The following is a 13349-nucleotide window of genomic DNA, read 5'->3' as shown; positions in this document are numbered from 1 at the left end:
CCTGTTCGTGAATTAACAAAAGAATTAACGGGTTCTCTTTATGGTGATAAAGGTTATCTCAGCCAGGAACTGGCTGACGATTTAGCTAAAACGGGGATCACTTTCATCACCCAAAAGCGCCGAAATATGAAAGCTCACATGCAAGCTGAATGGGATAAGATAATGTTATCAAGGCGCTTTATCATTGAAAGTGTGCCGCAGGCATACAAACTGGCAGCATAGGGAACGCAGCCAGTATGTAGCATAAGCTCAGGAGGAGATGGTGGCAGGCCCACCGAAGTCCGCTGTCGGAAGCCGGCTTCAAACCCCCTCAAGCGGCTGCCGTAAAGAGCGGTGGTCGTGAGCGTTGAGGTCAAAGCGCGAACAATAGTTCGGCAGGTAGGGTACAAAGAGACGAGTAAAACCGAACCCATGTGGACGCGTCGTAAAGAAGAGATTTGACATCAAAACCGGGGGCGTTTCTATCTTCCGGGATAAATCTGTGAGTGAATTCCGAATGCTGCGCAGGTGGTGTCCGGCGTAGAGTGGGCGTGACTTTGTATCGGGCTCTTTCTGGGAACTGCGGGAACCCGTCATCACGATGTCAAGGGAGAAATGCAAGTCACTAAATTGACAAGTATGAGAGTACCGATGGGTGATACGGGGGCGGAGTGACTCGTAGTAGTGAGGAAATATTTGTAATGAATGTGGAGCGAAGGGGTCACGTCAGGCAGCCTTACCCGGTATCCAACTGTCAGGCAGGAGGAGATACGGAGGTTAAGGCAAAACCGTTTGTCATTGAGAAAAGGGATGTGTATCGTGCCTGGTTATTGGTTAAAACCAATCAAGGTGCGGCAGGCGTGGATGGTCAAACCATCGCGGATTTTGAATCCAATCTGAAAGATAATCTGTACAAACTCTGGAACCGCTTATCATCGGGCAGTTATTATCCACCCCCGGTGAAAGGTGTCGCTATTCCCAAGAAGTCGGGAGGTGAACGTCTGCTGGGTATTCCCACGGTTGCGGATCGCGTGGCGCAAATGGTGGTCAGGCTTCATTTCGAACCGCTTGTTGAGCCTCATTTTCTGCCGGATTCTTATGGCTACCGACCGAATAAATCGGCAATTGATGCCATCAGAGTAACAAGGCAGCGATGCTGGCAGCAAGATTGGGTATTGGAGTTCGATATCAAGGGCTTGTTTGACAATATTCCTCATGATTTACTCATGAAATCCGTGAGGAAACACACAAACAGCCCGTGGATCTGTCTGTACATCGAACGCTGGCTAACTGCACCGATGAAATGCAACGGTGAGGTGTTATTCCGGGAGAAAGGCACCCCACAGGGAGGAGTTATCAGCCCGGTGCTGGCAAATCTGTTCCTGCATTATGTGTTCGACAAGTGGATGCAAAAGCATCATCCCCGGCTGAAGTGGTGTCGTTATGCCGATGATGGTCTGGTTCACTGTCAGAATGAAGCTCAGGCCAGAGAAATACGGAAAATACTGGAGCGACGTTTCAGTGAGTGTGGACTGGAACTGCACCCGGACAAAACCCGGATTGCCTACTGCAAGGATGGGGACCGAAAGGGCAGGTATGAACACATCAGTTTCGATTTCCTTGGATACACATTCAGGCCGAGATTGGTGAAGAACCGCAAAAGGAACAGCCTGTTTGTGAGTTTTACGCCAGCAGTCAGCAAAACGGCGCAAAAGGCCATGAGATTCAAAATTCGCAAGTTGAAGATCCGAATGCGGACAGAACTGAACTTAACACAGATGGCAAACTGGCTAAATCCCATGATAAGTGGATGGTTGAGCTATTATGGTCAATTTTGTCGTTCAGAGCTGTATAAGGTATTCAGGCAACTCAACAAAGCATTAGTGCGCTGGGCCAGACGAAAGTACAAGGCACTGAGCAGGCATAAAACCCAGGCTTCAAAACTGCTTCAAAGGATTGCAAAGCAGTATCAGGGGTTGTTTGCCCATTGGCGGGCAGGAATGACAGGCACGTTTGCTTGATGGGAGCGGTATGAGTCGAGAGGCTCACGTACCGTTCTGCGAGAGGCTGCGGGGGCAGTTCCCGCGGTCTACTCAACCAATGAATGGGCAATTAAAAATCATTTCTCAAATAGAACACTCGCGTCACCGAAGTATAAAAGGATTTCTGTTAACTGTTTTAGGGGGGGTGATTGCTTACTGCCTTAAATTGAAAAAGCCATCACTTAAAAATTTCTACTCAGAAGACGATTTTCCAGTGATGGCTTAAGCGGAATTCGGGTTAGTTATCTATTTGAAATCCATTGGGTGTAAATGTAACTCTTAATTTTTTTTACCTCATGAGATTTATCCCCTTACAGCGGAAATTGAACCTCAATCTCTGTGCCGCTTTTTTTATGTTTTTTAATTTTCATCTGGCCTGAAATCAGAGATATCCGTTCCCGCATAATGGCCAATCCGAATTGCTCTCGTTCCGTTAATGTTTGTGGCATACCACGGCCATTATCACTAATAACCGTAATGATCTTCTTCCCGATAGGATAAATGCGAATGCTAATCCAGCTTGCATCTGCATGTTTATAACAGTTATTCAGCGCTTCCCGAATAATCTGCACCAGATGCCGACCATGCCCAATAGGAATAATCTGATGTGTGATCCGGTAATGAAATTCAATATTAAATTCCAGACGATGATTAAACTCTTTAATCAGGGCTTTCAATGATTCATGTAAATCATAATGGTTTTTCTCTGCCTGTAGTGAAACCAGCATTTCTCTGAATTGCTGACTGGCGATATCCAGCTCTTCTTTAATCATTCTCAAAGAAATTAATCCCTGTCGTGAGAATTTATCGGTACGAAAGTGCAGGCTATTAATCTGAATTTTTAGAAATAGGAAAGATTGTGCCACAGTATCATGCAGATCTCTGGAAATAGCTTTTCGGTCATCAAGGATACTTTGCTGAATTTGCTGGCGCATCATATTCTTGAGTGACAGATGTTTTGCCAATGCATCAGCAACAGATTGGATTAAATTACGTTCGTAAGAAGATAAGGCGCGATCCTGATGTATCAGAATTTGAATCATACCGTGAAAAGTATGCTTATCATATAAATCCCATTTCATCATCCGTGGAAGTTGGGTATTTAGGATGTGATCCGGATATTCAAGATAATATTTCCTTTGTGGATGATAAAGTATGATTCTGACTTCACTAAAAGGAACCAACTGATTAAGCCGATAAAACACCATATGAAAATTATCAGATAGTGAAGTATTAAAATTAAGTTGAGAGTGAAGGGATATTAGAAAACGCAGGTATTGTTTTTCTTGTTTCAAAATAACTATTTTTCTCTGATCTCTTGAGGGAAATAACATTATGCGAAAAGAAAATATTTCTGCTCTATGAAGCAAGATGAATAAGTGGATAATATTCAGGATATTAAAAGTTACCCACAGTTTTTCTATCAATGTGAGTGGGGTATTGAACCCCATAAACAGGAGAACAAATAAATTGATAACAATAGCTGTACTGCATAACCAGCTTGTTGCCGCCACTGGATTGTCAGAGAAGGTTTTCATCAGTTAAACAATCCTCTTGTTGTCCTGATCAAATTGTCCTGATCAAAACCTTAGCTCAATTAATTAAAAAAGGTTAGTTATCACTTGATTTTCATTCCCGCCATGGTCATTAAGGCGCGAAATAACGTCGATACGGCGTATAAAGCCAGTACACTGCAAAGCCAAATTGTTACCATCCAGCCCAAGCGTTTCCATAATGAAGAGCGTTGTGGTGTTGTTTTAATGGTAGCCTTGTTCATGGGTGATTTTTCCTCGGAAAACATAATAACTCCAAAAGGTATAAGTCAGAATGATCGGGATGATGAACAGAGCGCCAACCAACATAAAGCCCAATGATTGAGGAGGGGAAGCCGCCTCTTCATAGCTAATGAAGGGAGGAATAATGTTCGGCCAAATACTGAGCCCCAATCCAGTGAATCCCATGAAAATCAGTAATAATGCGGTCACAAACGGAGTGTAATGGCTTGATTTTGGGGTGGCTTTCAATAGTTGCCAGCTTGACCACAATACCAGTAATGGTACGGGTATGAAGAAAAATAGATTCGGTAGGCTGAACCATCGCTCTGCAATTGTTGAATGAGAGAGTGGCGTCCAAATACTGATAATGGCAATAATCGCCAGCATCAGTAATGCCAAAGGGCGCAGGACACGATACATTTGTTGTTGCAGATGACCTTCGGTTTTCATCACCAGCCAGCCACATCCCAATAAAGCATAGGCAATGACGAGGCCAAATCCACAAAATAGAGGAAAAGGAGCCAGCCAATCCAAATAACCACCGGTATAAACACGATTTTCGACAGGAAAACCTTCAATCACTGCTCCAACGACGACACCCTGCATAAAAGTGGCGAGGATTGAACCGACAATAAAGGCCTTATCCCAAAGGTGTTGATGTCTTGGCGTCGCCTTGAAACGAAATTCGAAAGCAACGCCACGAAATATCAAGCCCAATAACATAATGGTCAATGGGATTGTCAGCGCATCCAGAATCACAGCATAAGCCAATGGGAACGCGCCAAATAACCCTGCGCCTCCCAGCACCAACCAAGTTTCATTGCCATCCCAGACGGGAGCGACAGAATTCATCATTAAATCACGATCGGATTGTTCCTTAATCGTTGGATATAAAATGCCGATTCCAAGATCAAAGCCATCCATCACGATATACATCATGGTGCTGAATATGATGATCAGGAACCAAATGAGAGGAAGATCAATGCCCATTTACTGACTCCTTATTTGGGATTTGTGGCAGACCCTTACGGATGAGTTTCATCATATAGGCGTAACCAACACCGAAGACGGCTGCATAGACGACAAAGAAAATAAGCAGGCTAATACTCATGTGAATTTCGCCATGTGCTGATACCGCATCTTTAGTGCGCATCAACCCATAGACGACCCACGGTTGACGGCCAATTTCTGTAGTAAACCAGCCCGCCAAAATCGCAATAAGGCCAGAAGGTGCCATTAAGAGTATAAAACGGAGGAAGAACGGGTTTTCATACAGGCGCTTTTTATGACGCAACCATAACCCCCAGATTCCGGCAACAATCATTAAAATTCCCAATCCCACCATGATGCGGAATGACCAAAACACCATAAAAACATTTGGGCGATCTTCCGGAACGAATTCTTTCAGTGCCGGAACTTGTTTATCCAGACTGTGTGTCAGAATCAGGCTGGCAAGATAGGGGATCTTGACCGCATAACGTGTTTCTTCCGCTTCCTGATTGGGAATGCCAAACAGAATCAGTGGGGTGGCTTCACCAGGCAGGTTTTCCCAATGCCCTTCCATCGCGGCGACTTTAGCCGGCTGATGTTTTAACGTATTCAGCCCGTGCAGATCGCCAATCATGGCTTGTAATGGCGCAATAATCAGGATCATCCACATCGCCATTGACAACATTTTCCGCATAGCGGATGAATCATTGCCTTTTAGCAAATGCCAGGCAGCAGAAGCAGCAATGAAAAACGCTGAGGCCAAAAATGCCGCCGTTCCCATATGCAGCAAGCGATAAGGGAAAGAAGGATTGAAAATTACCGCGAACCAGTCAACGGGAACAACTTGATTATCAATAATTTCATATCCTTGTGGTGTCTGCATCCAGCTATTAGAGGCCAATATCCAGAATGTGGAAATAATCGTGCCGAGTGCCACCATACAGGTCGAGAAAAAATGCAACCTTTCTCCGACCCGATGCCAGCCAAACAGCATGACGCCAAGGAATCCGGCCTCAAGGAAAAATGCTGTCAGCACCTCATAAACCAGCAGCGGGCCTGTAATCGTTCCGGCAAAATCAGAAAAGAAACTCCAGTTGGTGCCGAATTGATAGGCCATCACTAAACCGGAAACGACTCCCATACCGAAATTGACTGCGAAAATTTTTGACCAGAAGTGGTATAGCGTTTTGTAGTCCGTATTACGTGTTTTCAGCCATAAGCCTTCCAGTACCGCCAGAAAGCTGGCTAAGCCTATTGTGATGGCAGGAAAGATAATGTGAAAAGAAACCGTGAATGCAAATTGTATCCTTGCAAGTTCAAGGGCAGTTAACCCTAACATAGTGACCTCTTATTGAAATCTATTGGGTATATGGGTAAACGAAGTGAAAAGGTGCAGACAAGTAGAACATAGGGATTAGGGGTATAATAGTGACAGTTTTTTGTTTATTGGCTATAACAGTTTGTGCGAAAGCCAGTGATATGACGTGTTATGAATAATCGTATAACTGTCGGGAACGATAAAAATGGTAACTGATAAAGAAGTATTAACTTTTTTTCGTGATGAATTGCTTACAGTGGGAACGTGGACATTTAAACTTATCCCTATTGACTCGTTTAATTTAAAAGCAGGCTCAGTATTATTGAACCTGCTTATAGCCTATCAAGCAAAACAAATTTTTGCCCAGCGTGCCAGGCCTGTCGTTACTGAGCCGAAGTAATTGCCACCAACCAGCGGAATACTCGGCAACTCTTGTTCAACTGCCTGACGGAGGATAGGTGAACTGGCTGAACCACCCGTCATAAAGATCACATCGGGTTGAATTCCACCTTGTGTTACCGCTTCGCTGACCAGCTTCGCCATTTTCTCTTTAGTGGATGTGATCGCTGTAATCATTTGATCGCGTTGGATGTTAACTTCAATAATCTCTGATAATAGATTGAGTTTAACTTGATGCTCTGACAAATCTGAAAGTGCAATTTTAGCTTCTTCTGCACTGCGAACAAGGCTGTAGCCTAATGTGTCCTGATACACTTTCAATAAGCGGGCTAATTTCTCAGGTTCTTGGGCATCTCTGTGCAAGGATTTTAATGCTGTCAAATTCTGGCGAGAGTAGAACTCTTTCTGAGCCTGTACGTCATTGATGGCGATAGGATTCCAGAATTGCGTCAGTGGCATATCAATACCAGAAGCAACTTTGCTTCCCAATCCAAAAGGGTGCATCAGCTGTTTATAGGTCAGGTTAATATCTAAATCATTTCCCCCGATACGCTGGCCAGTGTGTGCCAGTAAGCTGTCATTGCGCTCAGATTTACCTCGCCAGCTTGGCCCCATTTGAATGAGGGAGCAGTCAGTTGTTCCGCCGCCAATATCAACTACTAATACAGTTTTGTCTTCTGCCAGTGTAGCTTCATATTCCAAACCTGCTGCCACTGGCTCAAATTGAAACTCAATATTACGAAAACCAGCGCGTTTTGCAGCATTAAGTAAAATCCCCTCAGCTTGTTGATTCGATTTATCGCCACCACGTCCATGAAAATTAATTGGACGGCCAATTACAACATCATTGACAGCTTGCTGTTTATTAGTTTCAACTTGTTGTTTGATATTCGCCATCATGGCGCAAACCAAGTCCTCAAAGAAACTAATTTGAGTATCTCTTAATCCCATTGCACCCAGAAAAGATTTCGGTGATTTAACATAGTAAACATCTTGAGGATCTTCTAAATATCGAGCCAATGCTTCTTGCCCAAAAACGAGATCATCTGGTAGGAGTTCAATACCTTCCTCGCGATTTACAGTAATTGCGCTACGAAGTAGTTGCTCACCTGCTTGATTAATTGGGCTGATATTCCAGTGACGAAATAAATGCTCGGAAACTGATTCTCGGGTCGGTGCAGCCAGAGCAGAAGGCATGTAGAAGTTATCATTTTCAATGGCAATTAGCTGTGGCATATTTCCGATCATCTCTGCTACTGCGCAATTGGATGTGCCATAGTCAAAACCGATGAACATAGGTTTCCTCATCTTTAATCGTGGAAAATTTTAAAAGGGCGACGATACTATCCTAAATAGCAGTCTTGCTGCAACTTGAAATCCATTGAGTATATTTAGTAAGGAACTATTTCGAACTGGGATGATTTTTTCAAATGAGCTACGATTTTGAAATTTTGCTTAGGATAAATCAATGCATCATATTAGATGCTTATCTAATGTTACTTACAATATTATATGTTTCCTATTTTACAACATTATATGTTCCCTATTTATGGGGTTATAGTATATTTAATTATAATGTTGTGATAACGTCATTATTGGCTTAATTAGCCTATTATCTGATTCTATTTTTTAATAAAAGTAACATTATTAATATATTAATTAATTCTAAATTTTGTTTGAGGTGATATCATGGAAAAGAATATTATGGCGGTTTTTGGTTATGATAACCTTCGGGCGAATTATTTAAAAGAGTTATGTTGATTGGGTTGAAACAGAAGCAGTGAATCTTAATTAACCAATCAAAGGATTACTATTTTACATGGAGAAAAACATTACATTTAATAAATATAATGCAAAGGAAAATATAAATAAACCAAAATTTGAATCCAATTGTAGGCATTGTGATTACCAAAATATTGCTTCTCTTGATTATCATTCTTCTATTACTGACTCAGAGTATAGATATGCAAAAAAAGAGGAAATCGGAATATAGAAGAAGTTCGTGTTAATGATAAAAATATCCTTAACCGTATTAGAAAACTTATGAATAAAACTTAATAAACACTGATTATGCTTTACTAAAAATAGATATATGAAGCTCCTCTTTTTAGGACTGATTTATTTATCCCAGTCATCCAATGATTTCTGTTTCTGAGGATACAAAGTATAATATTGAAAATTTTCAGTTGACTACCTATAACAGTTTAAACAAAGGCCAAGCATATGACGCGTTACGAACAATTGGCTGGAATGATCCGCCAACAAATAGAGGATGATATTTGGCAAGTGGGTGATAGGTTACCCTCGCTGAGGGAATCGGTGAAATCATCAGGCCTGAGCTTAATGACTGTGCTGCAAGCCTACCAGTTGCTTGAAAGTCAGGGTTGGATCGTGGCGCGTCCACAATCAGGGTATTATGTTGCCACTCGATTAAAACCTTTTGCGGCAGCAAAGGGGGGAAACGAACTGAATTTAAGTGAAAATGTGGAGATCAGCGCGTCTATTTTTGATGTTTTGCAGGCATGCAAAGATCCGCAAATCATTCCTTTCGGTTCGGCATTTCCTGATCCTTCTTTATTAATAGAGCCTAAGTTGTCAAAAATACTGGCTTCAGTTGCCCGTCGCTTTGTTCCACATAGTTCACTGGCAAATTTGCCTCCGGGCAATGAAAAATTACGGCGCAATATATCCCGTCGTTATGCTTCCCACGGTATCCATGTTTCCCCTGATGAAATTGTCATTACTGCCGGAGCAATGGAATCATTGAGTTTCAGCTTGCAATCGGTAACTTCCCCGGGCGATTGGGTGGTGATTGAATCACCTGCTTTTTATGGAGTGCTACAGGCGATAGAACGGTTACGCTTGAAAGCCATTGCCATTAAAACAGATCCGCATACAGGCATTGATTTGGGTACATTAGAGGAGATTGTGCAGAAATATCCCATAAAAGCCTGCTGGTTGATGTCGCGTTTTCAAAACCCATTGTGCAGCACTATGCCATCTGAAAATAAACAGCGATTGGTAGAGATTTTGAATCAGAACCAGATCGCCCTGATTGAAGATGATGTATATGGTGAATTGTATTTCGAACAAGAGCCTCCGGCACCAATAAAAGCATGGGATACAGAAAATAATTTCATGCACTGTTCATCATTTTCAAAATGTCTTGCTCCCGGTTATCGGGTAGGCTGGGTTGCAGCAGGCAAACATGCGAAGAAAATTCAGCAATTACAGATGATGAGCACGGTGTCTGCCAGTACACCAACCCAGTTGGCAATTGCGGATTATCTGGCGCAGGGAGGATATGATAATCATCTGCGTCGATTAAGAAGGCAGTTGGAGCAGCGACAAAACCGGATGTTATGGGCAATCAGTGAATATTTTCCTCAATCAGTGAAAGTAAATAGTGCGCGTGGTGGCTATTTTCTTTGGCTGGAATTTGAACCGCCTTTTAATGCCAACCGACTTTATCAATTGGCATTGGCAAAGAATATCAGCATTGCGCCGGGCAGCATGTTTTCCACTAGCTCTCAATTTGATCATGCCTTTCGCTTGAATACTTCATTTGCATGGAATGAAATTCAGGCTTTGGCAATGAAAGAACTGGGGAATATATGCCACATGCTTTTAAGGGAATTCGGGTAATCAATCACATTTCGACTATCTTGATATTGTCGTAAGGGAAATTATTTGCGAATGTTTCTGTTAATAATTTGATATTGATTATTTTATGGCTCTATAAACAGAATATAAAAATGGTGAGGGAGTGGCATGAAAATGAAATGTTTCGATTATGCAACATTACCAAGAGTGCAATGGTCTGAAGAGAAAGGCGAAACAAGGGATATTGTTTGCTGGCCAGTGTCTGATGATTTCGCGTGGCGAGCCTGTTTTACGACCATTCATCAAAGTGGAATATTGGGGCAGTTTCCTGATATTGAACGCTCAATTGTTTTATTAAAAGGGAAGGGAGTTCGCTTGACCAGTCCGGGTTTTTTGGAGCACGAACTGGTGGGAAAAATGACTCCATTTAATTTTTCGGGTGATATTCTGGGTCATGCGGAATTATTGGATGGCCCCGTCCAGTGTTTCAATATAATGACCCGTCGTTCCTGTTGGAGTCCCGAAGTTTCGTTGGTTTCTGATGAACGTTTACTGCCGACAGCACACAGTGGCGTACTTTATGTTTTAAAAGGTCGCTGGGAAATGACCGGAGCAAATTATGCCCAGCTTGCTTTTGGTCAAGGTGCATGGTGGTTGCCGGATATCCGGGAAGGAGTAATTAAGCCACTGATTGCAGATAGCCAGTTGTTGTGGGTTGATTTACGTCCGATTGGGTGAGTGAAATAAGCGGCTTGATTTTATATCAAGCCGCTATTTTTTTAGCGTTTATGCCCAATAAATTCCAAGTCAAAATCAAAAAACTCTGTGCTTCTGTTATTTATCGAATTTATTTTTTTATTTCGTGAAAACTCCACCATACCCCAAATTTTTTCTCTTTTTTTTCTTTGTGCATAACGGAATTTTTTTGAAGAATTTTGTAGAATGCCTCCGTTGGGCCAAATTCTGCAAATGTCATAAACATGACCCCTTTATCTGTCAGATAGTGACGATACTGACTAAAAAGAGTTTCTCCATAACTCAATATGGTATGTCCGGAAAGTTTTTTTTCTGACCAAGATTCAGGAGAAATAGGCCCATTAGCAAATATGTAATCATATTTATTATCGACAGACTCAAAGAGATTACTTTTCATAAAATGGATATCAGTAACCTTATTCAGATAAGCATTGCCTTTAGCATGATGCAATATATAGTCATCAATATCTGTTGCTATTACCCAAGATGCACCATTAAGGGCGGAGTAAATAGCAAGAACACCACTGCCAGTCCCTATATCAAGAACTTTTTTTCCAGTAAAATCATGGTCTTTAATATTTTTTATAAGTAATGGTGTGGAGTGAGTTTGTAATGGGGATGGAAGAAATACCTGAGGAATAACAGATAACTTGATTCCTGCCAGTGTCATTTTTACAGGAAGTCCTTTATTTGATCTTAATTTTTCCTGCTCCAACCACCATTTTATATAATTTTTGCAGTTCTTATTCATGGCAAGCTCTTTTTATTTACAAGTATGAAGGATAGATATAATCAAGAAATTTTCTTATTTTACGTGCTTCACTACACAAGATCCTGCGTTTATTACAAAAACCTATACTTATTACTTCGTTATAATAAATAACAATAATTGATAAATATTTGTGAAAGTCAAAACAGTTTCATTTCGGATGATGGGAATAATGGTGCCATCCAGTCTATCAGTATGCTGTTAATTACCGCTATTACAGATTTTGTTATGGGAGGTTTTTTGAGGGAGCTTATCTTAAGCGAAGCTGAAATTATTTCATATGAGTGCAATAAATGGATTGATTTTTATATCAATCTACTGATTTTAATACGTTTATGTCAAATAAATTTCAAGTTGCAATCAATAATTCTGTTTAATAAATTAAAAAATAGCTGAAAAAACGTAATCTTATACTATAAATAAATAACAGAAAAATTAATAGAAGCTAAATTTATTAGTTCTGTTATTGATAGTTATTAATATTTATCTCTTGTAGTGGTGGATTGCTATCAAGGTAACAGAAAACATGAAAACTCAGTTTTCACCCGAATAAGGAACAGATAATTATGAGAAAACAGTTGATAGTTATTCCATTGATAGCTTTATCTTTTGGAGTAATGGCAGAACCCTCTTCATCACAACTGAATTTGAGTGGTGACAATATATCTTTCGAGCTTGGGTTTGGTTGGTTGAGAGGGGAATCGAAAGAACATCTTTATGGAAACCCCAACGCAGCAAAGTATAAAAGCAGCCAACTTAATTGGAAGATTGGCGATGCTCTAATCGCTAAAGGAAGAATTTCTTGGGAGCCTTTTGATAGGTTAACCGCGAATGCTGGTGGTTGGGTTAAATTGGAGGCACGTAATAGCAGTATGGATGATTATGACTGGATGGATCCCAATCAAAGCCATTGGACAGATTGGTCACACAGTCCGAATACCCCCCTTAATTATGCCAATGAATTTGATTTAAATGCCGTAGGTTGGTTAGTTAAACAGTCTGATTACAAACTAGGTGCGGTATTAGGTTATCAGGAAACACGTTTTAGTTGGACGACTTATGGTGGTCACTATATCTATGATAATGGAACTGAGGCCGGAGGTCTTCCTTCTGGGGCGGGTGTTGGTTACAAGCAAAAGTTCAGTTTGCCATATATTGGGTTAGCCGGGCAGTATCGTTATCAGGATTTTGAGTTTAACCTTTTACTGAAATATAGCCCATGGGTGAAGGCTTGGAGCAACGATGAACATTATTTGCGTAATTTAACCATTCCTCAGAAATCCGATAAGGTTCGTTACTATGGTGTTAGTATAGATGCGGGTTATTATTTAACTCAAAACACTAAGGTATATACGGTAGTGACCTGGAATAAATATCGAGAAGGTAAGGGTAAAACGAGATTCATCTACAATGATATTGGTCATACCGAACAGTTAGGGGACGATACTATAGGAATCGAAAACCAAAACTACAATATAGGTTTTGGATTACAGTACCATTTTTAGCAATCTCATAATTGCCCGGTGTTGGCCGGGCAAACCACAGGCATTTTTCTCATATTGTATTATTCTGCATATTTTTTAAGAATTATCTTAATGATTAATGAATCGTGGATTCACCTAATAAGTGCAATTTCTAAGAAAGGCGGTCAGTTGCTATAGTAGGCATCTTTCTCGCCAAAGGAAAATGCGCTATGACCTATAAACAACTGACCGAAA

Annotated in this window: 11 protein-coding genes and 2 pseudogenes; 7 read left to right on the top strand and 6 right to left on the bottom strand. The window is 41.1% G+C overall.

Annotation, left to right across the window (positions count from 1 at the left end):
• The 3 genes and pseudogenes from PSI23_RS18635 to PSI23_RS18625 all read left to right on the top strand — a co-directional run.
• Window positions 1–210, top strand: a pseudogene (locus PSI23_RS18635) (transposase); the annotation flags it as partial.
• A 470-nt stretch (window positions 211–680) separates the two neighbouring features.
• Entirely contained in the window at window positions 681–2000 is a 1320-nt protein-coding gene (ltrA, locus tag PSI23_RS18630; RefSeq protein ID WP_306309632.1) for a group II intron reverse transcriptase/maturase, read from the top strand.
• Between the two features lie 73 nt (window positions 2001–2073).
• Window positions 2074–2247, top strand: a pseudogene (locus PSI23_RS18625) (IS982 family transposase); the annotation flags it as partial.
• Window positions 2248–2332: 85 nt separating this feature from the next.
• Here the strand turns inward: PSI23_RS18625 and PSI23_RS18620 are convergent.
• The 5 genes from PSI23_RS18620 to yegD all read right to left on the bottom strand — a co-directional run bounded on the left by PSI23_RS18620 (window position 2333) and on the right by yegD (window position 7799).
• Window positions 2333–3559, bottom strand: a complete 1227-nt coding sequence (locus PSI23_RS18620; RefSeq protein WP_273556477.1) for an ATP-binding protein — start codon at window positions 3557–3559, stop codon at window positions 2333–2335.
• Window positions 3560–3639: 80 nt separating this feature from the next.
• Window positions 3640–3798 (bottom strand): DUF2474 domain-containing protein, encoded by a 159-nt coding sequence (locus tag PSI23_RS18615; RefSeq protein ID WP_273556476.1) that lies wholly within the window; start codon window positions 3796–3798, stop codon window positions 3640–3642.
• The gene (gene cydB, locus PSI23_RS18610) at window positions 3779–4786 is read right to left on the bottom strand and encodes a cytochrome d ubiquinol oxidase subunit II (RefSeq protein ID WP_273556475.1); all 1008 of its coding nucleotides are present in this window, start codon (window positions 4784–4786) and stop codon (window positions 3779–3781) included. The genes PSI23_RS18615 and cydB overlap by 20 nt, the downstream gene beginning before the upstream one ends.
• A complete protein-coding gene (locus tag PSI23_RS18605; protein WP_273556474.1) occupies window positions 4776–6125 on the bottom strand; it encodes a cytochrome ubiquinol oxidase subunit I in 1350 nt (449 codons plus the stop codon). Before PSI23_RS18605 ends, cydB begins: the two co-directional genes overlap by 11 nt.
• Before the next feature lie 321 nt (window positions 6126–6446).
• Window positions 6447–7799, bottom strand: a complete 1353-nt coding sequence (yegD, locus tag PSI23_RS18600) for a molecular chaperone (protein WP_273556473.1) — start codon at window positions 7797–7799, stop codon at window positions 6447–6449.
• Between the two features lie 523 nt (window positions 7800–8322).
• On the opposite strand from yegD, the gene PSI23_RS18595 reads away from it, so the two are divergent.
• The 3 genes from PSI23_RS18595 to PSI23_RS18585 all read left to right on the top strand — a co-directional run bounded on the left by PSI23_RS18595 (window position 8323) and on the right by PSI23_RS18585 (window position 10844).
• Window positions 8323–8496: a hypothetical protein gene (locus PSI23_RS18595; RefSeq protein ID WP_273556472.1), complete on the top strand. Its 174-nt coding sequence runs from the start codon at window positions 8323–8325 to the stop codon at window positions 8494–8496.
• Window positions 8497–8726: 230 nt separating this feature from the next.
• The gene (locus PSI23_RS18590; protein ID WP_273556471.1) at window positions 8727–10148 is read left to right on the top strand and encodes an aminotransferase-like domain-containing protein; all 1422 of its coding nucleotides are present in this window, start codon (window positions 8727–8729) and stop codon (window positions 10146–10148) included.
• A gap of 126 nt (window positions 10149–10274) precedes the next feature.
• Window positions 10275–10844, top strand: coding sequence for a HutD/Ves family protein (locus PSI23_RS18585; RefSeq protein WP_273556470.1), 570 nt, complete (start codon window positions 10275–10277; stop codon window positions 10842–10844).
• 109 nt (window positions 10845–10953) lie between these two features.
• Here the strand turns inward: PSI23_RS18585 and PSI23_RS18580 are convergent, their stop codons facing one another.
• Window positions 10954–11613, bottom strand: a complete 660-nt coding sequence (locus tag PSI23_RS18580) for a 50S ribosomal protein L11 methyltransferase (protein ID WP_273556469.1) — start codon at window positions 11611–11613, stop codon at window positions 10954–10956.
• Window positions 11614–12197: 584 nt separating this feature from the next.
• Between PSI23_RS18580 and PSI23_RS18575 the strand changes: the two genes are divergently transcribed.
• Window positions 12198–13136, top strand: coding sequence for an omptin family outer membrane protease (locus PSI23_RS18575; RefSeq protein WP_273556468.1), 939 nt, complete (start codon window positions 12198–12200; stop codon window positions 13134–13136).
• The last annotated feature ends 213 nt before the right edge of the window (window positions 13137–13349 follow it).

The organism is Xenorhabdus yunnanensis (genome assembly GCF_028598805.1).
In the GTDB taxonomy this organism is placed as follows: Bacteria; Pseudomonadota; Gammaproteobacteria; order Enterobacterales; family Enterobacteriaceae; genus Xenorhabdus; species Xenorhabdus yunnanensis.
This window is presented reverse-complemented; position numbering and strand designations above follow the sequence as displayed.